The 25094-nt window shown below is 63.4% G+C and carries 22 protein-coding genes and 4 pseudogenes; 14 read left to right on the plus strand and 12 right to left on the minus strand.

Features of this window, described 5'->3' with window-relative positions; all coding sequences use genetic code 11:
- Positions 1-48: 48 nt before the first annotated feature.
- From HU230_RS42575 to repA, 6 genes are all read right to left on the minus strand, one after another.
- The gene (locus HU230_RS42575) at positions 49-453 is read right to left on the minus strand and encodes a type II toxin-antitoxin system VapC family toxin (protein ID WP_166107491.1); all 405 of its coding nucleotides are present in this window, start codon (positions 451-453) and stop codon (positions 49-51) included.
- On the minus strand, positions 450-683 hold the full coding sequence (locus HU230_RS42580) for an AbrB/MazE/SpoVT family DNA-binding domain-containing protein (protein ID WP_166107493.1): 234 nt from the start codon (positions 681-683) through the stop codon (positions 450-452). The genes HU230_RS42575 and HU230_RS42580 overlap by 4 nt, the downstream gene beginning before the upstream one ends.
- A 381-nt stretch (positions 684-1064) precedes the next feature.
- On the minus strand, positions 1065-1682 hold the full coding sequence (locus HU230_RS42585; protein WP_224944452.1) for a hypothetical protein: 618 nt from the start codon (positions 1680-1682) through the stop codon (positions 1065-1067).
- An 86-nt stretch (positions 1683-1768) separates the two neighbouring features.
- Complete coding sequence (gene repC, locus HU230_RS42590) at positions 1769-3094, minus strand: plasmid replication protein RepC (protein ID WP_224944455.1); 1326 nt, start codon at positions 3092-3094, stop codon at positions 1769-1771.
- Positions 3095-3261: 167 nt separating this feature from the next.
- Positions 3262-4269: a plasmid partitioning protein RepB gene (gene repB / locus HU230_RS42595; RefSeq protein ID WP_224944463.1), complete on the minus strand. Its 1008-nt coding sequence runs from the start codon at positions 4267-4269 to the stop codon at positions 3262-3264.
- Between the two features lie 72 nt (positions 4270-4341).
- Positions 4342-5526, minus strand: coding sequence for a plasmid partitioning protein RepA (repA, locus tag HU230_RS42600; RefSeq protein ID WP_224944464.1), 1185 nt, complete (start codon positions 5524-5526; stop codon positions 4342-4344).
- 403 nt (positions 5527-5929) lie between these two features.
- Here repA and traI point away from each other — a divergent pair, with 403 nt between their 5' ends.
- The 11 genes and pseudogenes from traI (at position 5930) to HU230_RS42665 (ending at position 15356) form a co-directional block, all read left to right on the plus strand.
- Complete coding sequence (traI, locus tag HU230_RS42605; protein ID WP_224944465.1) at positions 5930-6553, plus strand: acyl-homoserine-lactone synthase; 624 nt, start codon at positions 5930-5932, stop codon at positions 6551-6553.
- Positions 6554-6570: 17 nt separating this feature from the next.
- Positions 6571-7539, plus strand: a complete 969-nt coding sequence (trbB, locus tag HU230_RS42610) for a P-type conjugative transfer ATPase TrbB (protein WP_166107500.1) — start codon at positions 6571-6573, stop codon at positions 7537-7539.
- Positions 7529-7909 carry a TrbC/VirB2 family protein gene (locus tag HU230_RS42615; RefSeq protein ID WP_166107502.1) on the plus strand — a complete coding sequence of 127 codons (381 nt, stop codon included), beginning with the start codon at positions 7529-7531 and terminating at the stop codon, positions 7907-7909. The genes trbB and HU230_RS42615 overlap by 11 nt, the downstream gene beginning before the upstream one ends.
- Positions 7902-8201, plus strand: coding sequence for a conjugal transfer protein TrbD (locus HU230_RS42620; protein ID WP_166107504.1), 300 nt, complete (start codon positions 7902-7904; stop codon positions 8199-8201). The genes HU230_RS42615 and HU230_RS42620 overlap by 8 nt, the downstream gene beginning before the upstream one ends.
- A gap of 12 nt (positions 8202-8213) precedes the next feature.
- Entirely contained in the window at positions 8214-10667 is a 2454-nt protein-coding gene (locus tag HU230_RS42625; protein WP_224944466.1) for a conjugal transfer protein TrbE, read from the plus strand.
- Entirely contained in the window at positions 10639-11436 is a 798-nt protein-coding gene (trbJ, locus tag HU230_RS42630; RefSeq protein WP_224944467.1) for a P-type conjugative transfer protein TrbJ, read from the plus strand. The genes HU230_RS42625 and trbJ overlap by 29 nt, the downstream gene beginning before the upstream one ends.
- Positions 11433-11618: an entry exclusion protein TrbK gene (gene trbK, locus HU230_RS42635; protein WP_166107510.1), complete on the plus strand. Its 186-nt coding sequence runs from the start codon at positions 11433-11435 to the stop codon at positions 11616-11618. Before trbJ ends, trbK begins: the two co-directional genes overlap by 4 nt.
- A gap of 15 nt (positions 11619-11633) precedes the next feature.
- A pseudogene (locus tag HU230_RS42640) lies at positions 11634-11870 on the plus strand (P-type conjugative transfer protein TrbL); the annotation flags it as partial.
- Positions 11866-12370 (plus strand): annotated as a pseudogene (locus HU230_RS42645) (TrbI/VirB10 family protein); the annotation flags it as partial. The pseudogenes HU230_RS42640 and HU230_RS42645, both read left to right, overlap by 5 nt.
- Before the next feature lie 756 nt (positions 12371-13126).
- A complete protein-coding gene (locus tag HU230_RS42660) occupies positions 13127-13279 on the plus strand; it encodes a hypothetical protein (protein WP_224497196.1) in 153 nt (50 codons plus the stop codon).
- Positions 13254-15356 carry a recombinase family protein gene (locus tag HU230_RS42665; RefSeq protein WP_176529005.1) on the plus strand — a complete coding sequence of 701 codons (2103 nt, stop codon included), beginning with the start codon at positions 13254-13256 and terminating at the stop codon, positions 15354-15356. Before HU230_RS42660 ends, HU230_RS42665 begins: the two co-directional genes overlap by 26 nt.
- A 15-nt stretch (positions 15357-15371) precedes the next feature.
- Here the strand turns inward: HU230_RS42665 and istB are convergent.
- Positions 15372-15998, minus strand: a pseudogene (istB, locus tag HU230_RS42670) (IS21-like element helper ATPase IstB); the annotation flags it as partial.
- The gene (gene istA / locus HU230_RS42675; RefSeq protein ID WP_166309211.1) at positions 15998-17497 is read right to left on the minus strand and encodes an IS21 family transposase; all 1500 of its coding nucleotides are present in this window, start codon (positions 17495-17497) and stop codon (positions 15998-16000) included. The gene istA and the pseudogene istB, both read right to left, overlap by 1 nt.
- Positions 17498-17809: 312 nt before the next feature.
- Between istA and HU230_RS42680 the strand changes: the two are divergent.
- Both HU230_RS42680 and HU230_RS42685 read left to right on the plus strand, forming a co-directional pair.
- Positions 17810-19032, plus strand: a pseudogene (locus HU230_RS42680) (IS256 family transposase).
- Positions 19029-19415 carry a type II toxin-antitoxin system VapC family toxin gene (locus HU230_RS42685; RefSeq protein ID WP_166107305.1) on the plus strand — a complete coding sequence of 129 codons (387 nt, stop codon included), beginning with the start codon at positions 19029-19031 and terminating at the stop codon, positions 19413-19415. Before HU230_RS42680 ends, HU230_RS42685 begins: the two are co-directional and overlap by 4 nt.
- Before the next feature lie 31 nt (positions 19416-19446).
- On the opposite strand, the gene HU230_RS42690 is transcribed toward HU230_RS42685, so the two are convergent.
- The 4 genes from HU230_RS42690 to traA form a co-directional block, all read right to left on the minus strand.
- A complete protein-coding gene (locus HU230_RS42690; RefSeq protein WP_166107082.1) occupies positions 19447-20058 on the minus strand; it encodes a TraH family protein in 612 nt (203 codons plus the stop codon).
- 14 nt (positions 20059-20072) lie between these two features.
- A complete protein-coding gene (locus HU230_RS42695) occupies positions 20073-20540 on the minus strand; it encodes a nitrilase-related carbon-nitrogen hydrolase (protein WP_321576698.1) in 468 nt (155 codons plus the stop codon).
- Positions 20541-20616: 76 nt separating this feature from the next.
- Positions 20617-21120 (minus strand): conjugative transfer signal peptidase TraF, encoded by a 504-nt coding sequence (gene traF, locus HU230_RS42700; protein ID WP_234633915.1) that lies wholly within the window; start codon positions 21118-21120, stop codon positions 20617-20619.
- Positions 21121-21215: 95 nt separating this feature from the next.
- On the minus strand, positions 21216-24521 hold the full coding sequence (gene traA / locus HU230_RS42705; protein WP_176535431.1) for a Ti-type conjugative transfer relaxase TraA: 3306 nt from the start codon (positions 24519-24521) through the stop codon (positions 21216-21218).
- Between the two features lie 276 nt (positions 24522-24797).
- Here traA and traC point away from each other — a divergent pair, with 276 nt between their 5' ends.
- Positions 24798-25094: a conjugal transfer protein TraC gene (gene traC, locus HU230_RS42710; protein ID WP_166107075.1), complete on the plus strand. Its 297-nt coding sequence runs from the start codon at positions 24798-24800 to the stop codon at positions 25092-25094.

The raw sequence follows: 25094 nt of genomic DNA on the forward strand, positions 1-25094 counted from the left end.
CCCTCCCCCCTGAGCCAGGAGCGTTGTGAGTTGTGGCGACGAGACGCCTCAGCCGTCCGGCGTGATCAGGTTTAATGACGGAAGATAGGTGCGGTAGCGGCCGACGTCGCGGGTCAGCAGCGGCAGACCGGCAACGGCGGCATGGGCGCCAATGAAGAAGTCGGGGAGCACGCCGGTGCGCGATCCGCCCGCTTTGCGATATTGCGCAAACACCTTGCCGGCCAGAAACAACCCATCGCGGGGGATCGGTGCGATGTCGAGACCGGCTTCGTCAATGAAGGCATCCAGATCCTCGATCCGGGCGTACCGGACCGCAAGCTCGGCATAGACGATATCGTTGATCAGCAGCGGTCCCTTGAGGCTCGCGGCCTCAAGCTGAGCCACCGACCAATCCGCCCAATTCGGATCATCGGTGACCAGGTCGAGCAGAACGTTGGTGTCGACGAGCGTCACCCTTCGCCACGCGTCAGCGCCATGATCGCGTCGGTATCAAGCCCTTTGCCGGCATGGCCACGCAGTCTGGCAAAGCGGCTCGCCGGCTGTTTTTTGTCGGCGCGCGCCAGCACCACGCTGCCATCGGCAGCGCGCCGGAAATCGACCTTGCTGCCCGGGACGATGCCGAGAAGGTCGCGGACCGACTTCGGGATGGTCACCTGTCCCTTGGCTGTGACTGTCGTGGTCATGGGCATACCGAGTGTAATACCAACTTTTATAAGAGTATTACCGCTAGCGGGGATCTTCAAGCGCGCGCCGATCGAAATTGTCGCGACCGCGCCGATGCTGGTCATCGGCTCATAGATGCCGGGCGGACCCACTCTTCTGTCCGAATTGGGACACCCGCAAAATCGAATTGGAACATTCAATAAAAACGCCGCCTGCTCGAAATATCTTGCAGGCGGCGCTTATCCAGCCCCGGGAGGATGATGCAAAATCCCGGCTCTCATTGGTGTGCACAACCTATGCCAAGGTTTTATGTCTCGGGGTGGGACGCTTGCGAGTTGGGGGTGGAATCCAAGGAAACCGCCCACTGAGGCGGCTGGTCTCTGACGCCGCGCCCTCGCCGCTTACGAATTCAAGCTCTGACGCCGCGCCAACTCCGGCGAAGCGCGCATGTTGCTCATCACCTCGCCCATCGCCATTCGGAGCTCATCCTGGGCGGCGTTCAATCCAACGTGGCCGGTATAGGCCGCCAGTGCCGCAAATTTCAGTGCGGCCAACATGGCCGCTTCGCTGCCCAGCTCCCGCGAGACGTGCTTGGCCGGATGCGTTTCCAGCACGGAAAGAGCCAACTGGGTGATAGCTTGCCCGAGCAAGTCGATCAGTCCGTCAAACGCGGCAAGCTCAAGATCATCTTCCGAGCGGCTCGGCCGCGGCACTGGCGGGGCGTTTCGAACGGCCAGCGTCACCTCGCCAACGACCTCGTCCACCAAACCAACGATCTCGCCGGCGCGCGCGTCGAGCTCGTCCCATGGGATGCAGCGCGTCCCGAGACCTTCCTGGGCGCGATGCTCCGCCGGCGTCCGTGCCGCGATGCGGGCGTTGATCGTGAGACCTGACCGATCATCGCCAAAGATCGTCATGATCCGCACCCGGGCCGGGCGATCGCTGAGGCCGCGTAACTTCTCGGCCCGTTCGAGCGCCGCCGCGATCGCGCCGCCGACTGAGGCTGCATCTCCGGTCAAATCGCCCTCTCCCATCTTTTGTTAACCCTAAGATTTGGTAGCCGAGTCGCCCGCAACGACGGAATCATTTCCAGCCTCGTTTCCGGTCATTTCGGCCGCCTGGCCAGCGAGGCGCGTAATTCGGCGCTAGCCTGGAAGGTGCCGGTTTGTCTGGGCTTCCCCAGATCGAAGCCAGCAGGACCGTCCGCGGTCGGTGGGGTTGGCTTCGGCCCGCCGAGCTTGGCGCGCAGCAAGGCCATGATCATCGGCCAGACGGAGAATTTCCCGTCTTTCGCACGGTCGGTCAGGCTTCGCAGATACCCGCCGGCGCTGCTGATCTGGTCGGCTTTCTGGTGGATCGCAGCGAGCGTGATCGCGGCCTGCTGCTCACCCAGCACCTCCCGTGCCTCGCGCCAGGCGCTGGGGCTGATCCCGAGCATCGGCCGGGCAACCTCCGCGGCGGCCAGCAAATCCTTCCAGTGCCGGATTTCGCCGCCTTTGATCAGCCAGCGCATGTTGGGGCAGGCATCCAGCACGATCCCCAAGGGTAGCTCACGCTTCGGCAACCTCCGCAGGTTAGGGGGAGCTGCGGCGTTGCCGCCCGCTCCCCCTTCCTTTGCTAGGCCTCTTTCAGATTCAGATGGAAGGTCTGGGTTTGAATTCTGTATGTGGCAACCAGAATGGGACTCATTGGCATCCGGATTCTGTGTTTTTGCGAAAGTTTCCAACAGCTCACGGATCTCGCTCCAGAGCGTTTCCATCTCGCCGCCCAGGCTTTCCAGGAGCTGCCGTGGCGCGGTTCGGGGGATCCGTCCGGCGATCTCCTGGTAGGCCTGCTGAAACCGCCTCCAATGTCCCGGCACGCCCTCGTTGATCCCGGCTTCGATCATCTTGACGATGTCCCGCCGCAAGATCGTGAGACGCTCCTTGGCAACGCGGAACGCCTTCTTCTCGGCCTGCACGGCAGCCGCGAGCGATTTGTACTCCTCGGCGCGAGCCACGATCGGGGCCAGGTCGAAGCCGTAGGCCTGCTCGATCTCGCCGCCCTGCCCCTTGCGCGCAAAGCGCTTGCCGTTCGGGCTGTCCCTGCGAATGATCAGGCCACAGTCGACCAGAACGGCGAGATGCCGGCGCAGCGTCGTCGGCGGCATCCCATTAGCGCGCGCCATCAACTGCTCGTTGGATGGCCAGACGATCAGCTCGCTGGTGGCCTCGAGGGCGATCTCGGGGTGGAATGACAACAGCGCATGCAGGATCGTCAGCGCCCGGTCGGTCGCGCCAAGAGCCTGGCGCGACTCCTTGATGTGCTGAAAGACGTGCCATTTGTGAACGATGGCCGCCTCTGGCTTTGCCTTCGCGGCCAGTTGGCTTGAAATCATGCCAAGCGTCATCGGCCGCCGCCCAAAGGGCGTCGTTGATAAGGGTGTCTGCATTCTCATTCACCTATCGCTAGGCAAAAGAAGTCCGCCCTCCAAAACGAGCGCATCGCTGCGTTCGTTGGACTTGACACTGATTCGAGGAAGTGGGATTCTCTCAGTCGCCAGACTTACAAGAGAAGGTCTTCCGGAATCCGTTTTGGGAGGCCTTTTTCTTTTGCGGGTTAGCCTCCAGTCTCCTGTGAAATCGCCTCTCTCCGGAAAGCCTCGTAGAGCCGATCGAGGTTCTCCGACAGATACTCGCCGAACGCGCGGGCGTCAGACGTCTTCGCCTTGAGCGCCAGCGTGAACTTCTTTCCCTCGGCTGAAATCTCGGCCGAGAGCGCGCTATCCTGGGGTGTCCAGTTTCGCTTGCTTGTCTGAGTTTGCTTGCGCGATGGCTTCGACTTGAGCTTGCGGACCAGAAACTCGAACCGCGCATCGCTCGAGAGCGCCGAAAAGGCGTCCTCCCGAATGGTTTCGAGAGCGCGCTCCTGGTTTGTCGGACTATCGAGCAGCAGCTTCAACTCATACCAGCGATCGCGGCCGACGCTCTTGGCTTGGCCGATGGCATCCAAGACGGGGGAGGGCAGCCCCGCGACCGACAGCATCTTTGAGAGCGTCGTCCGGTCAATCGAGAGCGCGCTCAGAATGGTGGCGTTGTCGTCGTCGTAGTGAAGGCGCACAACGTCGGCGGCGAAAAGGGCACGATCGATGAACGGAACGTCGGCACGAGCAGCGTTCTCCTGACCGAGCGCAAGCACGTGGTCTCGATCCTGGATGTCCTTAACGACGGCACGTACCTTTCGGCCGAGCGCCTGAGCGACTTTCCAACGGCGATGCCCGAAGACCACCATGTAGCGGCCCGCGGACTTCGGGTTGGGCCTGACCAGAATAGGGGAATCCTGGCCACGCTCGCGGATTCGTTCCAGCAGCTGGTTGAACTCGGCCTCATCGTCGGCACGACGATCGCGGACGAACGAAGCGTCGATAAACTCGGGCTCAAGCTCAACGACGGTTTCGCCCTCCACAAGCTTGTCGGCCCGAGCCGCAAGCTCATCGAGCGACTTGAGGAGTGAGCGCGACGCGCCCTTGGCCGCATAGTCGGACACCGGGCGGGACGGCCGCTTGTCGTCATCAATAACCTGCTTGTCGTCACTAATAATATTGGCGAAGGGGTTTTTACGAGCCATGACCAGGCCTCTCGTTTCGCCTTAGGGTCTTGAAGTCGCAGACATTTTCGGCGGTTTTGACTGCAGTCAACATCACAGGCGCCCCCATGCCCGGTGGATGAGCCCCTGAATCTCGAAATTCACCGCGTCCAGCGCTTCGATGGCGCGATCGTAGGTATCCCGATTGAAGCTGCCGCGCTCGACCTCATACAGCGTTTGCTTCGTCAGCCCCGCGTCCGAGATCGCGGTCGACTTCAGCATGGGATTCTTGAGAATCTCCTCGGCGAGCATCGACTGCATGAACCCGAGCATTTGGGTTTGCGGAACATCCATGGGCTCGTATCGAGTGATCAGATAGCGGAGCCAGTCGATTTTGACCGCCGCGCCTTTCTCCCGGATCGCCCTTACGAAGTTTCCCAGCATCAGCAGGAACTGGCTCATGGACATGAGGTCGAGCATCTGCGGATGCACGGTAATCAGAACAGACGTGGCAGCGGTCAGCGCCGTCAGCGTCAGGAAGCCGAGCTGGGGCGGGCAATCGATCACAGCGACGTCGAATCGATCCTCCACCTCCTCGAGCGCGCGGCCCAGACGTTCATAGAAACGCTTGCCTTCGTTCGAGCTTTGCATCGAAAGGGGGGTGTCGTATTCGTATTCCTGAAGCTCCAGGTTTGCCGGGATGATCTTGAGCAGGGGGAAATTCGTCGGCAGGATGACCTCGGCGACGGACCGACGCTTTTCGTCGTACCGGATGGCGTCATAGAGCGATGGATTTCGATCCAGCTCTGGCTGAAAGCCGTGAAGTGCCGACAGTGACGCCTGAGGATCGAGGTCGATCGCGAGCACACGATGCCCAGTCAGCGCCAAGTGCTGGCTGAGATGCGCGGCCGTCGTGGTCTTCCCTGATCCGCCCTTGAAATTGACGACAGCGATAACCTGGAGCTTCTCGCCCGGCTTGCGGGACGGCACGTATTTTTTAGCGTCGGACCGCCCGTTCTTGTCCAGGTAGTGCCGCAACTCCATCATCTGCTCGGCGGTATAGAAGCGCCGTCCCGCTGTGATAGTGGGCTCGGGGCCTTTCTTTTCGAGATGCAGCCGTTTGAGGTTGTTAGGGGTGACGCCGAGATAGTGCGCAACCTCCGACATCGGGAACAAGCGGAGCGTCTTCTTCGCGTCAGGTGGAAATTTCTCCAGCCGAAGCTGATCGAGCTTGCGCGAGATTTCGTCGCCTTGCGCGAGGATTTTCTCGTCAAACTCGAATTTTGGGAGCAGTCCCATACCAATCCGTCCTGCCTAGAAAATAGCGCCATAACGGCGAAACGTGCCGATCAGGCGCCAGTATGGGGGATTCGGCCCGTGTGGCAAGTAGTTTAAGGTTAACAACATCTTAACGGCTACCCTCAGCCGCGCCGAACCAGACGGTGATTCGTCAAGATTCGCTCAATCTTATCGCGGGCTTAGCTCGCGCGCCCAAAACGACGCGATCATGTTTCGTTCCCCCGCTAATCTTACAGGTCTAGGCATGCCCTTTGCCGCCGGATTAGAGACCAGAGTCGACGCCCGCGACGCGACTCGCTCGACTCAGAGCTCGCCGGCCCCCCGTTAATTCAATAGAGCGTACGAGCCGCCGCACCATGCTGACTTGCCTCCGTTCACACGAACGCGACGGAGGATTCGGCGAATGCGGGCAATTGCGATCGAGGCAAACGAACCTGGCGGATTAGGGTCTCTGCTCGATGAGATGCATCAGTTGCGCGCCCGGGTGTTTGCCGGCCGGCTCGGCTGGCCGGTGAGGATCGAGTATGGCCGCGAGCGCGACGAATACGACGCGCTCGACCCGACCTACGTTCTAGCCCAGACGGACCGCGGCGATGTTGCCGGCTGTGCGCGCCTACTTCCGACCACCGGTCCGACCATGCTGTCGTGGACCTTCCCGCAACTGGTTCCGGGCGGTCGGCTACAGGGCAGCCCCACCAGGGTCGAGAGCTCCCGCTTCTGCGTGGACACAAGAGGCGAGGGGCGGGGAGGCCGGTTCCTGCATGAAGCGACGCTGACGATGTTCGCGGGGATCATCGAGTGGTCGATATCGAACGGTTTCGACGAGATCGTCACCGCAATGGACGTGCGGTTCGAGCGCATCCTTCAACAGGCGGGCTGGCCGATGACACGCCTCGGCGAGGTGAAGCTCATTGGCGACACCATGAGCGTCGCCGGCATCCTGCCGGCCGACCAGGCCAGCTTCGACCGGGTCCGTCCACCTGGCTATCGATCCGACCTGCGCCGCCTTCGGCGCGTCGCTGCGTGAGCGAGGCGGCGATCGCCATGGCTGTACTTCGCTCGCATCCGCGGCTTGTCCGCAAACTCCAGGACGCCCTCGGCGACCACATCTGCTCGGCGCTCGATGATCCCGCCGTGGTCGAAGTGATGCTCAATCCGGACGGCCGGTTGTTCATTGAACGACTAGGCCAAGGGATGACAGTTGCCGGGAACATGCAGGCCTCGACCGCTGAGATTATTATCGGCAGCGTCGCGCATGCGCTGCAATCGGAGGCCGATGACGAGCGTCCGATCATTTCAGGGGAACTGCCGATCGGCGGGCATCGCTTCGAAGGCTTGCTGCCGCCCGTCGTCGGCGCCCCCACCTTCACGATCCGAAAGCGGGCTTCGCGCCTCTTCGACCTCGAGGACTACGTGAGGCAGGGCGTGATGACCGCCGACCAGCTTGTGGTCATCCGCAACGCCATCGCCTCGCGCCTGAACATCGTCGTGTCTGGCGGCACGGGCTCGGGTAAGACCACACTCGCCAATGCTGTGATCGCGGCGATCGTCGCGCAGGCGCCCGAACACCGCCTCGTCATTCTCGAAGACACCGCCGAGATCCAGTGCGCCGCCGAAAACGCCGTCTCGCTTCACACGAGCGACACGGTCGATATGGCGCGCCTGCTGAAGAGCACCATGCGGCTGCGCCCCGATCGCATCATCGTCGGCGAGGTCCGCGACGGCGCGGCACTCACGCTGCTCAAGGCCTGGAACACCGGCCATCCCGGGGGCATCACCACCATCCACGCCAACAGCGCCCTTTCCGCGCTGCGCCGTCTGGAGCAGCTCACGGCCGAAGCCAGTAAACAGCCCATGCGCGAGGTCATTGGCGAAGCGGTCGACCTGATCGTCTCGATCGAGCGGACCGATCGCGGCCGCCAGGTACGCGACGTGCTCCATGTCGAGAGCTTCTCGGCGGGCCAATACCAAACCCAATCCTATGCCCCGAAGGAGGAGCGCCATGTCGCTTAACCGCATGATCCTTGCAGGCGCCGGCGGCCTTCTGCTCGCACTCGTGATACTCGATCCCGCCTTCGCATCGACCAGTGGCGGTGGCAATCTGCCTTGGGAGAGCCCGCTACAGCAGATCCAGCAATCGATCACCGGTCCCGTGGCCGGCTTCATTGCACTTGCGGCCGTGGCGGTTGCCGGCGGCATGCTGATCTTCGGCGGCGAGCTCAACGATTTCGCGCGACGGCTCATGTATATCGTGCTCGTCGCCGGCATCCTCCTCGGCGCCACGCAGATCGTCGCCTTGTTCGGTTCGAGCGGCGCCTCGATCGGCGATGTAGCGCGCACGCCGCCAACCGCCGATAGGGCAGGGGACCACGGCCATGGCTGAGGTCGGCGCCCATCTCAGACGCAACCGCATTCATCGCGCGCTGTCGCGACCGAACCTTTTGTTCGGCGCCGACCGCGAGCTCGTGCTGCTGACCGGCCTTGCCGCGGTGATCCTGATCTTTGTCGTCCTCACCTGGTACGCGGCAATCCTCGGCGCTGTGATCTGGATCGTTGTCGTGGCGGCGCTGCGGATGATGGCGAAAGCGGACCCGATGATGCGGCGGGTCTATGCCCGCCACATCTCCTATTCTCCGTACTACCGGGCGACCTCGACGCCCTGGCGCCGCTACTAAAGGTCCGCTTCAATGGTCGCGCTGCGCTCTTTCCGTCGTTCCGGCCCGTCTTTCGCCGATCTCGTGCCCTACGCCGGGCTCGTCGCGAACGGAATCGTGCTCTTGAAGGATGGCTCGCTGATGGCGGGCTGGTATTTTGCAGGGCCGGACTCGGAGAGCTCCACGGACGCCGAGCGCAACGAGGTCTCGCGTCAGATCAACACGATCCTGGCACGCCTTGGCTCCGGCTGGATGATCCAGGTCGAGGCGGTGCGGATGCCGACCACGGATTATCCAGCGCGGCAGGATTGCTACTTCCCCGATCCGGTGACGCGCGCGATCGATGACGAACGCCGGAGCCGCTTCGAGCAGGAGAGCGGGCATTTCGAGAGCCGGCATGCGATCATCCTGACCTGGCGGCCGCCCGAGCGCCGGCGCGCGGGTCTTGCACGCTACATCTACTCCGATGTCGAAAGCCGCTCGGCCTCCTATGCTGACACCGCGATCGAGAGCTTCCGCACCTCGGTCCGCGAGGTCGAGCAATATCTTGCCAGCGTGCTGTCGATCCGGCGCATGGAAACCCGCGAGGTCGAGGAGCGCGAGGGCACGCGCATCGCACGCTACGATGAACTGTTCCAGTTCATCCGCTTCTGCATCACCGGCGAGAACCATCCGATTCGCTTGCCGGACATTCCGATGTATCTCGATTGGCTCGCGACCGGGGAGCTGCAGCATGGCTTGTCGCCCACGGTCGAGAACCGCTTTCTCGGCGTGGTGGCGATCGACGGCTTTCCGGCCGAGAGCTGGCCGGGAATCCTCAATTCCCTCGATCTGATGCCGCTGACCTATCGCTGGTCCTCGCGCTTCATGTTCCTCGACGACCAGGACGCGCGGCAAAAGCTCGAGCGCACCCGCAAGAAGTGGCAGCAGAAGGTCCGCCCCTTCATCGACCAGCTCTTCCAGACACAAAGCCGCTCGATCGACCAGGACGCGGCCGCCATGGTGGCGGAGACAGAGGATGCAATCGCGGAAGCGTCCTCACAGCTCGTCGCCTATGGCTATTACACGCCGGTCATCGTCCTGTTCGACGACAGCAGCACGCGTCTGCAGGAGAATACCGAGGCAGTCCGCCGCCTGATCCAGGCGGAGGGTTTTGGCGCGCGCATCGAAACGCTGAACGCGACCGAAGCCTTCCTCGGCTCGCTGCCGGGCAACTGGTACGCCAATATCCGCGAACCGCTCATCAATACGCGCAACCTCGCGGACCTGATCCCCCTCAATTCAGTGTGGTCCGGCAATCCGGTCGCACCGTGCCCGTTCTATCCGCTGGGCTCGCCGACCTTGATGCAGGTCGCGTCCGGCTCCACCCCCTTTCGGCTGAACCTGCATGTCGACGACGTCGGCCACACCTTGGTGTTCGGCCCGACGGGTTCCGGCAAGTCGACGCTGCTGGCGCTCATCGCGGCGCAGTTTCGGCGCTATGCCGGCGCGCAGATCTTCGCCTTCGACAAGGGCCGCTCGATGCTGCCGCTGACCCTGGCCGCTGGCGGCGATCATTACGAGATCGGCGGCGATGAGGTGGACGGCTCGGCGGCGCTGGCGTTTTGTCCGCTGTCGGACTTGTCGACGGATACCGATCGCGCCTGGGCAGCGGAATGGGTCGAGACGCTTGTCGCCGTGCAAGGCGTGACGATCACTCCGGATCATCGCAACGCGATTTCGCGGCAGATCGGCCTGATGGCCGAGGCGCGCGGCCACTCGCTGTCGGACTTCGTGTCCGGCGTGCAGATGCGCGAGATCAAGGACGCGCTGCACCACTACACCGTCGACGGTCCGATGGGCCAGCTGCTCGATGCCGAGAGGGACGGCCTACAGCTCGGATCGTTCCAGACCTTCGAAATCGAGCAGCTGATGAACATGGGTGAACGCAATCTCGTCCCGCTCCTCACCTATCTGTTCCGGCGCATCGAGAAGCGGCTGACCGGCGCGCCGAGCCTGATCATCCTCGACGAGGCCTGGCTGATGCTCGGCCATCCCGTCTTCCGCGACAAGATCCGCGAATGGCTGAAGGTGCTGCGCAAGGCCAATTGCGCCGTGTTGCTCGCCACCCAGTCGATCTCGGATGCCGAGCGCTCCGGCATCATTGATGTGCTGAAGGAGAGCTGCCCGACCAAGATCTGCTTGCCGAACGGCGCGGCGCGCGAGCCCGGCACGCGCGAGTTCTATGAGCGCATCGGCTTCAACGAGCGGCAGATCGAGATCGTCGCAACCGCAGTCCCCAAGCGCGAATACTACGTTGCCTCGCCCGAAGGCCGCCGTCTCTTCAACATGGCGCTCGGCCCCGTGGCACTCTCCTTCGTCGGCGCATCCGGCAAGGACGATTTGAAGCGCATTCTGGCGCTGAAGAAGTCCGGGGCTGATTGGCCCGTTCACTGGCTCAAGGAAAGGGGGATCGGCCATGCCGAGACGCTTCTCGCCTACTTGTAAGGCGCTCATCGTCGCAACGGGTATCGGATCGCTCGCCACGGCTCCGGCGTTCGCGGGAGCCGCGGCCGGTGGCGCGACTGAGTTCACGCAGCTGCTCAACAACGGACAGTTGATCCAGCTCACTGGTCAATCCGCGCAACAGATCAACAATCAGATCACGCAGATTTCGCAGCTGGCCCAGCAGATCCAGAACCAGCTCAGGATCTATCAGAACATGCTGCAGAACACGGCGCAGTTGCCGGCGCATGTCTGGGGGCAGGCCGAGAGCGACCTCAAGCAGCTGCAGAACATCGTCAACCAGGGCCAGGGCATGGCTTTCTCGATGGGCAACATCGACGACGTGCTCAAGCAGCGCTTCCAGAGCTATGCGCAGTTCAAGTCCAATCTGCCTGATGGCGCGAGCTTCGCCTCCACCTACCAGACCTGGTCGGCGACGAACCGCGACACGATTTCGAGCACGTTGCAGGCGGCAGGTCTCACCTCGCAGCAATTTGCAACCGAGAATTCGACGATGGCGCAGCTCCAGACAGCCTCCGAGAGCGCCGACGGACAGATGAAGGCCCTGCAGGTCGGCCATGAGATCGCAGCCCAAGAAGTCGGCCAGATGCAGAAGCTGCGCGGTCTCGTTGCGCAGCAGACCACAATGATGGCGACCTGGTTCCAATCGTCGGAGGCGGGCAAGGACTTCTCGCAGGCGCGTCGCGAGCAGTTCTTCAAGGCGACCGCACCAGCCACCTCCGGCGGCCAGACTATGGAGCCGCGCTGGTGAGACGGTCAGCGCTCATCATCGTCGTTATCGCGATCGGCACCTGCGCCGCAGGCGCGTGGCTGTTCTTCGCACCCCACGGCGCCGGCTCGTCCCAGGACGGCTCGCAGCGCGCAGGCGACTTTCTCAAACCGCCACAGAACTACAAGACATCCGGCGGTCAGCCGATGAAACCACGTTGGTAGGGAAGGGAGCAGGGGGTGCAGAAACTCAAACCGGGGCTCGTTATAATCGTTGCGATCGGGCTCGTCGTCGCTGCTCATCCCGCATTGGCGCAGCAGGACGGCAGCGTTCTTACGACATTGGAAAATTCGGTGACAACGGCCGCCAAGGGCTGGCAGACAACCGTCATGCAGGCGGCGAAGTCGCTGTTCTGGATCCTCGCGGGGATCGAGGTCGGGATTGCCGCGGTCTGGCTCGCCATTCAGACCGCAACTCACCGCCCAGGTCAACCAGAATGTCTACGACAGCGCGACCGGCCATCACCTGTTGATCCCGCAGGGCGCCAAGCTCCTCGGCCGTTACGACTCCAAGATCTCGTTCGGCCAAAGCCGCGTGCTCGTGGTCTGGACCGACATCATCTTCCCGAACGGCTCGACCCTGCAGATCGGCGGCATGGCGGGCACCGATGCCGAAGGCTATGGCGGCTTCAATGACGAGGTCGACAATCATTATTTCCAGGTGTTCGGCTCGGCGATCCTGATTGCCGCGATTGGCGCCGGCATCGACATGTCCGTGCCGGCAAGTTCGCCGTACGGATATCGAAGACACCCTCGGATGCCGCGCGCAACAGTTTTGCTGAGTCGTTCGGCCGCGTCGCCGAACAGACGATCAGCAAGAACATGAACGTCCAGCCGACACTCGAGATTCGACCGGGTATGTGTTCAACGTCCTCGTCGACCAAGACATGGTGTTTCCGGGGGCTTACAGGGGATAAGGTACCGAAGGAGCGTAACCGCCCGCCATCAGTCCTGCTTGCCATGAGCCTCTCCCCGATTCTGGTCGTGAGAGACTCCGCATGCACAGGCCTTTGACCGTGACCTCGTCCATTTCGTCGGCAATTGTATGATTGCCGTCCCCGGCAAGCCGATCAACACAGGTTCGCGCAAAGAAATGCGTTCCAACATCCTCGGCCAGGCAAAACAGCTCATAGATGTCGCTCTCGCGATCACCAATATGAACGCATCGTCCAGAGGCTGCGAGAAGATCGGTCGATGGCCGTAAATTCTCCAGCCAGCGGATGCTCGACGCTGGTCACCAGCAACTTGCCCTTCGACGAATGGACCGAGACCTTCGGGTCGCCGAACACGGCAGAGTACCCCTATTCTTGAACGGGTCGTGTCTCACGTCACGATCACTGACCCGCATCATTTCCTATTTGGGCACCGGCTTGAGGTGCTGAAGGAGCGGTCGGGACGCGGTCCCGCCTACGTTGTTGTCGCGCTGCCGGACGGACGGCGGCGGGGGGTTCGGATCGCGTCGACGGATCTTACCGAGACGTCGATCGCTTTCCGCCCGAACGCGGCCGACCTGCCGCGCATCAGTGTACGGACGCTGATCCCATTGATGCAACATTTGAGCGCGAGTCTGAGCCTTCTCGACGAGAAGGTGATTCGCGATGACCCACCGACCGCTCCCAGGTCGCGTTGCGTATCGACCCCTGCCAACGTTGGCAAATCCATCCGGCCGTCCGATGGCCGACATTCCGCGCCTCTGGCCGAATCTGTCGACCGCGACGCAAACCCAGATTGCTCAAACGATCGCCGCGCTGATGCGGCGAATGCAAGCGATCCCCGGCACGCCCGGAAGGGGACTGGGTCGTGCTGATCAGCTCGACCGTCGCTGACGAGCGGCTCACGACGGCTCACCGAGCCAAGTTGGCCTATGTCTACGTGCGGCAGTCATCCGTGAACCAGGTGCGCCAGCATCAGGAGAGCACCGAGCTGCAGTACCGCCTTGTCGATCGCGCCATCGGTCTGGGCTGGCCGCCCGAGCGCGTCCAGGTGATTGACGAGGATCTGGGCAAATCCGGTGCTGGCGGCGTGGACCGTCATGGTTTCCAGAAGCTCATTGCCGAGATCGGCCTTGGCAACGCCGGTCTCGTGGTGAGTCTCGACGCTTCGCGCTTGGCCCGCAATAACCGGGACTGGCATCAGCTTCTCGAACTGTGCTCGGTATTTGGCGTGCTGATTGCGGATGGCGAGCGGCTTTACGATCCGCGCGCCTATCACGACCGCCTGCTGTTGGGCCTGTCCGGCATCATGAGCGAGGCGGAGCTGCATCAGCTTCGGATGCGCCTTCACCAAGGGGAACGGCAGAAGGCGGCGCGGGGCGAACTGCGGCTGCCGCTGCCGGCCGGGCTCGCCTACGATCGAGCGGGCACAATTGTTCTCAATCCGGATGAGGAGGTGCGCGCCCGTCTTCATCTCGTGTTTGCTAAATTCCGGGAACTGCAAAGTGCGCGCCGTGTGATGCGCTACTTGGACAGGAATGGATTGTCCTTGCCGGTTCGGCCGCTGCTTGGACCTTCTCCACACGAGATCGTCTGGCGTGCGCCAGATAGCACACGCGTCCTTAATATCCTTCAGAATCCGGCCTATGCTGGGGCGTATGTTTATGGCCGCCGGCAAAAGGACCCGAGCCGATGCCGGCGGGGATCGCTGACGGGAACGGTCAAGGTAGCGATCGCGGATTGGGCGGTTTGCCTCCACGCCGCTCACCCAGGCTATATCAGCTGGGAGGAGTTCATGGCCAACCAGGGGCGATTGGCAGATAACGTCTGCCGCTATGAGGCAGGTCACTCTGGCGTACCGCGCAAGGGGGCAGCCCTGTTACAAGGAATTGCGGTCTGCGGTCGTTGTGGACGGCGCATGAGCATGCGCTACACGGGCCCGAATGCCGACTATCCGGTCTATTGCTGCCGCTCGGATCGGGACCAGCAAGGCAGTGCAATGTGCCAGGAAGTCCGGGCCTTGGCGGTTGACGCGCTGGTCGAGCGGATAGTCCTCGACGCCCTGGTGCCGGATCAGATTGAGATCGCACTCGCAGCCGCGGGCCAACTGGAGCAGGAGAGCCGTCAGCTCGAGCGCCAGTGGGCGCTTCGCGTGGAGCGCGCCCGCTACGAGGCCGAGCGCGCTCGGCGCCAGTATGACGCCGTAGAGCCCGAGAACCGTCTTGTGGCGCGCTCACTTGAGCGGGCTTGGGAAGAGAGGCTGCGTGTCGCAGAGGCGGTCGAGCAGGAGCATGCGCGTTGGCGCGGGCAAGAGCCGCTTCTGATTGGCCCGGCGGAATGCGCAGGGCTACAAGCGCTCGGCGAGAACCTGCCGCGGATTTGGAACGCGGCCACCACGTCGGCAGCCGATCGCAAGCGCATTCTGCGATTTGTGATCCGCGAAGTCGTTCTTGATCAGAAGCGGACCCGAGGTCAGGTGTGGCTCAAGATCGTCTGGCAGACCGGTGCAACCAGCGAGCATCACGTGCAACGGCGCGTTCAGACATACCGTGATTACATCGACATTGATCGGTTGCGGCAACGGATCGTCGAGTTGAATGCTGAACACAAAATGGATGCCGAGATCGCGGCAATACTCAATCAGGAAGGCTTCGTCGCGGCTCGAGGCTGCGCCTTCAAAGGCGAGAATGTCTGGCTGTTGCGTACCCGCTGGGGCATTCCCACCGTCAAAATCAACGGCGTGGACAAGAATCCGATGCGCTGGCCCGATGGAAGCTTCTCAATTCAGGGCGCAGCGGCTGAGCTTGGAGTGACCCCGCAGACGGTGTTCGATTATCTCGCGCGGGAATTGCTGGCAGGTCGTCAGTTAGCCAAAGGCCAGCCATGGCAGATCGAGCTCTCAGACGACCAAATCCGTCAGCTTCGCAATCGGGTACGACGCACCAAGCGTTCGAAGAAGGAGGCATCATGAAGTCATCGGCTCACCGAACACACTGGGCCATTCGCCGAACGCAAGATTGGTGGTGACAATGATGGAGGTGCGCTCGTAGAGCCGGCTGATGAGATGGAACAGGAGCTGACCGCCGGATTGCGCGAACGGCAGATAGCCCAGCTCGTCGAGAACGATGAAGTCCATGCGGGTCAGATGCTCGGCGAGCCGTCCCTGCCGACCGTTGCGGGTCTCGGTCTCGAGCCGGTTGACGAGGTCGACTACGTTGTAGAAGCGTCCTCTGGCGCCATCGCGGATGCAACTTCTGGCGATGGCAATGGCCAGGTGGGTTTTGCCTGTACCGGTGCCGCCAACCAGCACGACGTTGCGTTGTTGGGCGATGAAGCCGCCGCCAGCGAGATCATTGACGAGAGTCTGATTGATCGGCGTGCCGTCGAACTGGAAGTCGGCGATGTCCTTGGCGAGCGGCAGCTTGGCAATGGTGAGCTGGTATTTGATCGACCTGGCTTGCTTCTCGTTGATCTCGGCGTTGAGCAGGTCGCCGACAATGCGTTGAGGCTCGTGCTGGCGCTTGACGGCAGTTGCCATGATCTCGTCGAAGGCAGCCTTCATGCCGTAGAGCTTAAGTTCGCCCATGAGGTCGAAGATTTGGGTTCGTTCCATCAGATGGTCCTCCGGAGGTTGTCGTAGCGGGCACAATCGGCGATCGGTGCATGACGGAGCGTCAGTGCGGCCGGCGTCATGATGTTGGCCGGTGGGGCGGGTTCACGTTGACGGGCCAGGATATTGAGAACGACATCGGCGGAATGGACGCTGTGACTGAGCGCTTCGGCACAAGCCGCTTCCACCGCGGACAGACCGTCAGTCAGCACCGCGGTGAGGATGTCGACCATCTGCCGATTGCCATCGTCGGTGCTGGCCAGCTTGCGCCGGATCCGCTCGATCGCGGCCGGCAGCACCCAGTCTTTGAAGGGAGCACCGTTGCGCAAGGCGCCGGGTTTGCGGGCGAGCACCGGCACATAATGCCAGGGGTCGTAGACGGTATCGCCGCGGCCAAAGGATCGCGGGTGCTCGGCAACGATACGTCCATCCTGACGGATCACGATGCGATCGGCATAGGCTTGAACCTCGACCGGTCGTCCGACTGCACTGGCTGCGACCGAGTACTTGTTGTTGTCGAAGCGCACCAGGCAGGTCTTCGAGACCGATGCTGTCACCGCATGGAAGCCGTCGAAGCGGCCGGCATAGGGAACGAGTTTGGGGCGTTCGGCTTCGAACACGTCCCAGATCGTCTGATCGACCAGCTCCGGATGGCGATGAGCCTTGGCGTAGGCGATGCACTTGTCGAGCAGCCAGGCGTTTAACTCGTCGAGGTTTTTGAACCGCAGCCGCGGCGTGAAGAAGCGCTCCCGGACCAGCCCGACCTGGTTCTCGACCTGCCCCTTCTCCCAGCCCGACGCTGGCGTACAGGCGACCGGATCGACCAGATAGTGGCTGCACATCTGCAGGAAGCGGCGATTGTAGAGACGGCCTTTACCGACAAAGATCGTCTCCACCGCGGTCTTCATGTTGTCGTAGATGCCGCGGGTGCAGGTGCCTTTGAACAGGGCGAATGCCCGGTCGTGGGCGTCGAACACCATCTCCTGCGTCTCCCGCGGATAGGCCCGCACGAACAGCATGCGACTGTGACAGAGCCGAACATGAGCAGCCTTCACCATCACCGTGGTGCCGCTCAGCAGGACCACCTCGTGGCTCCAGTCGAACTGGTAGGCTTCGCCTGGTGCAAAGCTCAGCGGCACATAAGCCGACGCTGTCGAGGTGCCGCGTTCCTTGGTCCACCGTCGGGCGTATCGACGAACCGCATCATAGCCGCCGGCATAACCCAGGCCGCGGAGTTCCTCGAATAGCCGGATCAGCGTCAGCCGTTCCCGCGCCGCCTTGCTCTCATTCCCTGCCAGCAACCGATCAAGCTCGGCACTCCAGGCACCCATCTTCGGGAGCGGCTGCGTCTCGCGCTCGTACCGGAACTCCGTCGCTTGAGAACGAATGACCTTGCGAACCACCTTCCGCGATACGCCAAGTTCTCGGCAGATCGCCTTGATCGGACGACCATCAACAAAGTAGGCGCGACGGATCTTACCAATCGTCTCCACCACCAGCATCCCAACCTCGGCTTCCATGACTCGATGGAAGCCACTGTGGACCCTTATCCCGGGGTCCCGATTGGATGCCGATCACCCCGAAACGGGGGTCCTTATTCCATGCCGAAACACAGAAAGCTTGCCGATCCTCGAATGGCTCGGAATAAAAACGTCAAAATCACTGTGATGAACCACTAGCTGCCTTCGTCTGGCGATGACCGGATGAGCTGCTCGGGGGATGTCCCGGGTTCTGTTGAATTTCTGAAGAGGTCGGCGTTGCCCACCTTGAGCCGGTAGGCTCGGGGTGCTGATTCCACAAAGGAGAGCAACGCCATGACGAGAGATATCACACCGGCTGGTTGGCCGGCGACCGGGGCGGTGGACGAAGCGTTTGCGGAAGTGCGGGCGAGCTTCGATCGGTTCTGCCTTGCGGCAGGGATCGAGGCGCTCGGCACGATGATGGAGGCGGATGTTGTGGCGGCCTGCGGGCCGCGCCACGATCGCGACGCGGCGCGGCCGGCGCACCGTTGGGGCCGAACGCGGGGACGGATCGGCTTCCACGGCGGCAAGATCGAGGTCGAGCGCCCGCGGGTCCGGGGCGTGGATGGCGGCGAGGTCACGATCCCGAGCTGGGAAACGGCGGCGCAGGAGGATTGGCTCGGTCGCTGGGCGATGAACCTGATGCTGATCAATGTGTCGACGCGCCGGTTCGGCCGCGCCGTCCGGCTGCCCGAAGGTGACGTGCCGGTACCGCCCGGATCGGGGTTTCGAAGTCGGCGGCCTCGCGGAGGTTCGTAGCGCTGTCGGCGGCGCGGCTGGCTGACTTCATGGCTGCCGATCTGTCCGCGCTCGACCTTCTGGTGATCCAAATCGACGGGCTGCATCTCGGCGACGATCTCGTGCTGGTCGCCGCGATCGGAGTTGACGGCGAAGGCAACAAACATCCGCTGGCGCTGGTGGAAGGGGCGACCGAGAATGCCGCCACGGTTCAAGCCCTGCTGGACAACCTGGTCTCGCGCGGGCTCGACCCGACGGTGCCAACACTGTTCATCGCCGACGGCGCGAAGGCGTTGTCGAAGGCGATCCGCCGCACCTTCGGTTCGGCCGCTGCGATCCAGCGCTGCCAGATCCACAAGGCGCGCAACATCATGGAACGCCTGCCGAAAGAGCATCATGCGGCCACCCGTCGGGTGCTGCGCCAGGCCTGGGAGCTCGATGACGCCGACAAGGCTGAAAAATTGATCCGCAATCTCGCGCGTCGACTCGACCAGCAATGGCCCGGCGTAGCGGCCAGCATCCTCGAAGGCCTCGACGAAATCCTGACTGTCGTCCGGTTGAAGCTGCCGAAGGAGCTTCGTCGATCGCTCGCCTGCACCAACCTCGCCGAGAACATGATGGGCACCATTCGCCGCGTCACGCGCAACGTCAAACGCTGGCGGGATGCCGGTATGGCCTTGCGATGGGTCGCGGCCGGCATGATCGAGGCCAACAAGGGCTTCCGACCGCGACGGCGCGCCCGGCACAATTGCGAGCGCCAGGCCGCTCTGCCGAAATGATCATCGACACCTCGGCCATGGTGGCGATCCTCTACCGCGAACCTGAAGCGGAAGCCTTCGCCCGTCTCATTCACGATGCCGACGCCTGCCGCATCAGCGTGGCGAACCATGTCGGGCTGTCGATGGTGATCGAGAACCAGCTCGGCCCGGAAGGAATGCGGCAGGCCGAGGCCTTCTTCCGCCGAGCCGGCATCACGGTCGAGCCGGTGACGGTCGAGCACGGCGAACTTGCCCGACAGGCCTTCCTCGATTTCGGGAAAGGGCGGCACAGAGCCGGCCTGAACTATGACGATTACTTTTCCTACGCTCTGGCGAAGGCCACCGGCGAGCCGCTCTTGTTCAAGGGCAATGATTTCAGCCTGACAGACATCGCGGCAGCATAGTCTCCGCTGGATACGCAGAGTCCTACTGCATTCACGGAGCGCGCCCGCCGATGCCAGACAGATCAATACGGATGCCCGATTTGTGGGGATCGCCGGGCGCCGGCTCCTGCGGTGACGGTGATGGTGCCGCCGCAGCCGGCTGAGACGCCTCCTCCCGCTTCGGCTCCGGCGGCTTCGGTCCGCCAGGATCGGGAGCGGTAAACACCGCCGTCCCCTCAAATTGCCCGCGCGTCCAGGCCTCGACCGCGTCGTCGAACATCTGTGACATGACGCTATCGTCGGTCGGATTGCCATACCATTTCCAGACGATCCGCCAGACCTTGCCGAAGAGGGCCGTGCCAGCGCGGATGTTCTTGCAAGCGTCGAACAGATCCGGCGACATCTCCGACGGATCCTTCACGCCGAGACCGGCCGGATACTGCGTGATGCCGACGCGCACGACGGCTCGACCGATATGGCTGCGGGCGAGTTCGAGCGCCTCCTCCGGGGTTTTGACCGGCGGCAGCAGGATGATGCGATCGCCGCTGCGCACCATCACGGCAAGCGGATCGGGCGCTCCCGCGGCATGCAAGAATTTCTCGACGATGGCGGGTTTTAGGGTGGGATCGGCACATTTCTGGATGAGATCGGCATCAACGGCCATGGGCGAATTCCTGTTCAGAGGTTGAAGACGGTGACGCGGGGAAGACCGAACAGCCGGGCCCAAGCATCGGCCAGGGCAATGGCGGCCACTGGCCAAGCCTTCGTCGTCATGACGAGCAGGCCAGTTGCGGTCGCCGCAAGCCCCCACCATCCCCATCCGGGAAACAACACGCCGGCCGCCCTGATCGGATGCGCCCATCCGACGATGCCGAAGGGCGGAACCGCCATCAGCACGGCCGTGATCAGATAGCAGAACGCCTTCTGGCTTCCCGGCCGGGGACTCCATAGGACGGCATGGACCGCGACGAAGCAGACGGACGCTGCGCCCCACAGCAAAATGCCGGCCCAGACCGACGCACCGAAGAAGCTCGCAACGCCCTGGCGCAAGCCACGCGAAGCCGCCAGGAAATATCCCATCGCCACCGACGCGGCACGATCCTGCGACCACGCCCAGAGCGCTGGAAACAGCATCGCGAGCGGCAATGCGAGGACATCCCCGCTCCAACCGATCCAGCCGACGAGGAGCGCCGCGACGGCGAGAAGGAGCGCGCGCCGGCGATCAGGGATCGAAAGTGAGGACCGGCCGCGCCAGGCCGAGGAGACCGGCCTCCGGAACCGGCCCAAAATACCTCGAGTCATAGGAACCTGCGAAAGTGGAGTGAAGGAAGAAATTGCCGGGCGGAACGACGCCCCCCGCCCAAGGCGGAAGCGGTCGTCCCTGACCGTCGACGGGGCTGAGGCGCAATCGGGGCAGAAGCACGCCGTCGATCATGACCACGGCGCCGATGTCGATGCGCGCACCCGAGAGCGCACCGACAGTCTTGATGAGCGGCGCGGCGCCGCCGGAGCATGGCCCCCGCCGAAAGTATCCGCGCTCGAGGCCGAAGACGGAAACCGGCCCAGGCGGCGGACAGACGAACACGAGATCGCCGGCGACGACTTGCCGATCGATCGGCACGATCCGCCACAGCCCGAGCGGCTCGCTTGGCGTCAGGTTGAGGCGCAAGCCGCCGAGCCAGGCGATGCCGGCGATCGCAATCATCGCCACGCCGCCGGCCGCCATGATCGCGGATGCTCGCCGACGCTGAACACAGCCTTTCCTTCTGGTCGCGGCATCCGACCCTGACGGCTCCGATCGCCGCTCGGCGGTCGAGGTCATCACAGCGACAACCCCGGACGCCGCGCCTGCCGAAGGATGTCGGCTTCTTTCTGCGCCTCCGCGGTTCGCTGCTGAGCCGCGAGCTGCTGCGCGGTTCTCAGATCGGGCCAGGCGGCTTTGAGCTCCTCCTTCTGCGCGGCGTTCGTCCCGCCGGAAATCGCCTCGAAAACCTTGCCGTCGGCATCCTTGGCCGAGAGGCCGACGAGGGCGCGCTCGCCGAACCGCTCGGACACGGCACGCGCAAAACCTTCCAGCTCCGCCTCGATCATCTTGTCCTCGAGCGCGAACTCCAGGGCAGAGGGCAGGTCGTTCCGATCGATGGCGTCGCGGATGCGCTCGAGTGTCTGCTTCGCCGACGGCGACAGCGCCGGAATGTCGACAGCGACCTTCAGCCGAGCGGCGCGCTCCTCCGCCTCGTAACGATGTTCCGCCTCCGAGCGCAGCCGCAAGAACCGCTCAAGATCACGGGCGAGCGCCGGCACGTTGAGGTCCGCCCGCTGCCTGTCCTGCTTGTCGGCACGGCTGGCCAGAAGGCCGGTTTTGCCCTTCAGCGCACCGAAGCTGTCGGGCTTCTCCGCGAGTTTCGACAGGGTGGATTGCGCAGTCGCCTTGTCCTTCAGCATGCTGTCGATATCGACCTTGCGGAACGAGGCTTCGGGATCGGCGAAGACGAAGCGGAAGCGGGTCGAGATCTCCTCCCATTGCTTCTTCAAGGCGGGATCGGCGGCGAGCTTGTCCTCGACAACCTGGTCGATCGATTTGGCGAATGTGGTGATGCCGGCGACCATCGGCCTTGCCTCCTTTGTGCCGTTGGGAATCGTCTGTTTCCGAGCTGCGCCGAGGCCAAGCCGGGCGCCGAGCGCGAGGAGCCGCGCTCCGAGATCGGCGAGCCTCGAGCTCTGCCGGACGGTCCAACGAACCTTGTCGGCGACGAGGGTGCGGGCGACACGCATGAGATGGAGACCGCGCGCTTCGGCAAAGCGCAGCGCGGCGCGATAGGAAGGGCCGCGCTCATAATCGAGGGTGGTTTCTTTCGCCCGGCTCTGCGACAGGATCTTGGTGAGCCCGCCGGCCTTTCCGAAGGAAATCGCCCCGTAATAGAGAGCGACATTCTCGCGATGGCGGGTCAGCGCGACATAGGCAAGATGCCGGTCGAGCGAGAGCGTGGCGAGCACCTTCACCCGGTCGACGGTCGCGCCCTGGCTCTTGTGGATCGTGGTGGCATAACCATGGTCGACGTTCGCATAGAAGCGCTGGTCGACCTCGACGCGGCGCTGGCGTTCGCCCTCGCCGATTATCGCCGCGAACCAGCCCGACCGCGCCTCGATGACACGCGCGATCATGCCGTTCTTGACGCCGAGCGACCCCTCGTTCTTCAGGAAGACGATCTGGTCGCCGGCCGAGAACTTGCGCTGGCCGTCCTCAGTGCAGAACGCCTGACCATCCTCGACGAGGCCGCGCTCGATCAGCTTCGCCCGCGCCATGTTGTTGAGGGCGCGGACATCGCGCCGGAGATGGGCGAGGATCAGGATGGATTTCGCCGGATCGTAGTCGCGGTTCCAGTCCTCGATCAGCGCCGTGACGGCTTGCGCCTTGAACTTGCGCGCTTCCAGCTTGCCGTTCGCGCCATAGGCCTGCAGCGCCTCGGCAACGCGGCCCCGCGCGAGATCGAGCGAGGCATCGCGCATCCATTGCGCGCGCTGGCGATAGATGGTTTTGAGTTCGGCATAGCCGGTGCGCGCCACGATGGCGCGGAACGCAGCACCGGCCTCGATCGGTTGAAGCTGATCGGGGTCGCCGACGAGCACCAGTTTAGCGCCGGTCTTCACAACCGCTTCGACGAACAGCGCCATCTGCCGCGACGACACCATGCCGGCCTCGTCGAGGACAAAGATGGTCTTGTCGTCGAGTTGCTCGCGCCCGTTCGACCAGGCAAGCTCCCACGAGGCCAGCGTGCGCGAGGCGATGCCTGCTTCCTTCTCCAATCCCTCGGACGCCTTGCCGGCAAGCGCGCCGCCGACCACACGATAGCCGGCCGCTTCCCACACTTCGCGCGCCGCCTTCATCATGGTGGTCTTGCCGGCGCCGGCGCGCCCGACCACAGCCGCGATCCGCCCCTCACCGGCGACATGCGCGATCGCGACGCGCTGCTCTTCCGACAGACGGTCATGACGCTCGAAGGCCGCCGCCAGCACTTTCTCCCGGACGCCATGCGAGGATCGGCCGGCAAGCCAGACGGCGCGATGCGCCATCTCGGCTTCGAGCCTGATGAGCTCGCGCGTCGTGTATTTGGCGGGCTCGCGGATTCCGGTCTCAAGCGCGATGCGCTCGCCCTCCAGCCGCAGCACATCCGGGTTCTGGAGGATACGCGCCATCAGATGCTGGAAAGTTCCGGCATCGTCGACATAGCGGTGCACCACCCTGGCGATGTCACGCTCGGTGAAGACGCTCAGCTCGCGCGTGACGAGATCGAGCACGATCTCAGGACGCCGCAGCATCCGCTCACGGTTGTCGGCCTTTCGTTCTTCGTGGAGCGCGATACGCTCGAGCTTCGGGGACCAGCCCGCCTTCTTTCCTTTCCGGTCGATCGCCTTGGTCGACACGCCGATATGCGTCGTCGGGGCAAGATCGATGCCGCGCTCGGCATAGGAGCGGCCATCGACGCGGATCTCGAGGCCGGCGAGCGCCAGATGCTTGTTCTGAAGGTCGAGCCAGCCTTCGCGTTGCTCGAGGAACTCGGCCTTCTCTCCCGACCAAAGCCGGTAAACGATCTTGCCGAAATCGTTGCGCAGGGGTGCGCCATCATCACCGATGACCGGCACCTTCTTCGGCCCAAATCCGTTGTCGCCGAGAGGGCGAAGAGTGGTCATCAGATGGATGTGCGGATTGCCGGGCTCGTCATGGAAAACCCAGTCGGCGACCTGTCCGCGCGCGAGGACCTGGGTTGCGACGAACTCCCGCACCAGGGCGATGTTCTGGTCGACGGTGAGTTCGACCGGCAGGGCGATGATGAATTCCTTCGCGAGCTGCGCATCGGAGCGTTTCTCGAAAGCCTCGATTGCGTTCCAGAACGCCTCGGCGGCGCCGGCGACCGAGCGGTCGGCGATCAGCTCACGCGCCCATTGTGGGCCATCCGGCGGCAACAGGAATTCCTCATGCCGCAGGCCCCGCTTGGTGGAATAGTCGACGGTCCGCCCCTCCGCCTGATGCTCCATGCGCGCGCAGTGCCGGTACGCTGCCGACAGCACGGCGCTGCGGCCGGAACCGCGCGAAATGAGCTGGGGCGTGAAATGCGTGATGGCCAAGGCGGCGCGATCTCCCGGACGAGGGCGGAACACAGATGCTCGTCGGGGGCGGCGGCAGGGCCACGCCAGGGTGGGACACCCCGGCAGGCGGGAAAACAGGACGTCGCGGATGCGACGTATTACTGCGCCCTTGGACCGCTCTCATCGAGCGGCCGGGATGATCTCAAGCGGCGTCGGCTTTGCCGACTAGCTTTTTTATTAGTCGCTCGGGCCAGCGACTTCCGAAATCCTCCGCGCAGTCCCGCAACACTGCCCAGCACGGAGGCTCAACCGAAAATGAAGAAACCGTCGTCGAAGATCCGCGAAGAAATCACTCGCCTCCAGGAACAGTTGAAGGCCGCAGAGACACGCGAGGCCGAGCGGATCGGGCGCATCGCGCTCAGGGCCGGACTCGGTGAGATCGAGATCGAGGAAGGCGAGCTTCTGGCCACGTTCGAGGATCTCGCCGGCCGGTTTCGCGGGAAGGCAGGGAAGGCGACCGGAAGGAAGGGAGCCGAGGCCGGAGGCGATCCGAGCGCTCCTGCCGCGAAGGTCGCGTCTGGCGCGCATGCGAATGGCGCTGGCGAGGTATGA

Source organism: Bradyrhizobium quebecense (assembly GCF_013373795.3).
GTDB lineage: Bacteria > Pseudomonadota > Alphaproteobacteria > Rhizobiales > Xanthobacteraceae > Bradyrhizobium > Bradyrhizobium quebecense.

Bases quoted from the DNA above. Each gene is read 5' to 3' on its own strand.
- HU230_RS42580 (WP_166107493.1), bottom strand. From the start codon at position 683: ATGACCACGACAGTCACAGCCAAGGGACAGGTGACCATCCCGAAGTCG.
- repC (WP_224944455.1), bottom strand. From the start codon at position 3,094: ATGCAGACACCCTTATCAACGACGCCCTTTGGGCGGCGGCCGATGACG.
- repB (WP_224944463.1), bottom strand. From the start codon at position 4,269: ATGGCTCGTAAAAACCCCTTCGCCAATATTATTAGTGACGACAAGCAG.
- repA (WP_224944464.1), bottom strand. From the start codon at position 5,526: ATGGGACTGCTCCCAAAATTCGAGTTTGACGAGAAAATCCTCGCGCAA.
- traI (WP_224944465.1), top strand. From the start codon at position 5,930: ATGCGGGCAATTGCGATCGAGGCAAACGAACCTGGCGGATTAGGGTCT.
- trbB (WP_166107500.1), top strand. From the start codon at position 6,571: ATGGCTGTACTTCGCTCGCATCCGCGGCTTGTCCGCAAACTCCAGGAC.
- HU230_RS42615 (WP_166107502.1), top strand. From the start codon at position 7,529: ATGTCGCTTAACCGCATGATCCTTGCAGGCGCCGGCGGCCTTCTGCTC.
- HU230_RS42620 (WP_166107504.1), top strand. From the start codon at position 7,902: ATGGCTGAGGTCGGCGCCCATCTCAGACGCAACCGCATTCATCGCGCG.
- HU230_RS42625 (WP_224944466.1), top strand. From the start codon at position 8,214: ATGGTCGCGCTGCGCTCTTTCCGTCGTTCCGGCCCGTCTTTCGCCGAT.
- trbJ (WP_224944467.1), top strand. From the start codon at position 10,639: ATGCCGAGACGCTTCTCGCCTACTTGTAAGGCGCTCATCGTCGCAACG.
- HU230_RS42660 (WP_224497196.1), top strand. From the start codon at position 13,127: ATGGCCGACATTCCGCGCCTCTGGCCGAATCTGTCGACCGCGACGCAA.
- istA (WP_166309211.1), bottom strand. From the start codon at position 17,497: ATGCTGGTGGTGGAGACGATTGGTAAGATCCGTCGCGCCTACTTTGTT.
- HU230_RS42685 (WP_166107305.1), top strand. From the start codon at position 19,029: ATGATCATCGACACCTCGGCCATGGTGGCGATCCTCTACCGCGAACCT.
- HU230_RS42690 (WP_166107082.1), bottom strand. From the start codon at position 20,058: ATGGCCGTTGATGCCGATCTCATCCAGAAATGTGCCGATCCCACCCTA.
- traF (WP_234633915.1), bottom strand. From the start codon at position 21,120: ATGGCGGCCGGCGGCGTGGCGATGATTGCGATCGCCGGCATCGCCTGG.
- traC (WP_166107075.1), top strand. From the start codon at position 24,798: ATGAAGAAACCGTCGTCGAAGATCCGCGAAGAAATCACTCGCCTCCAG.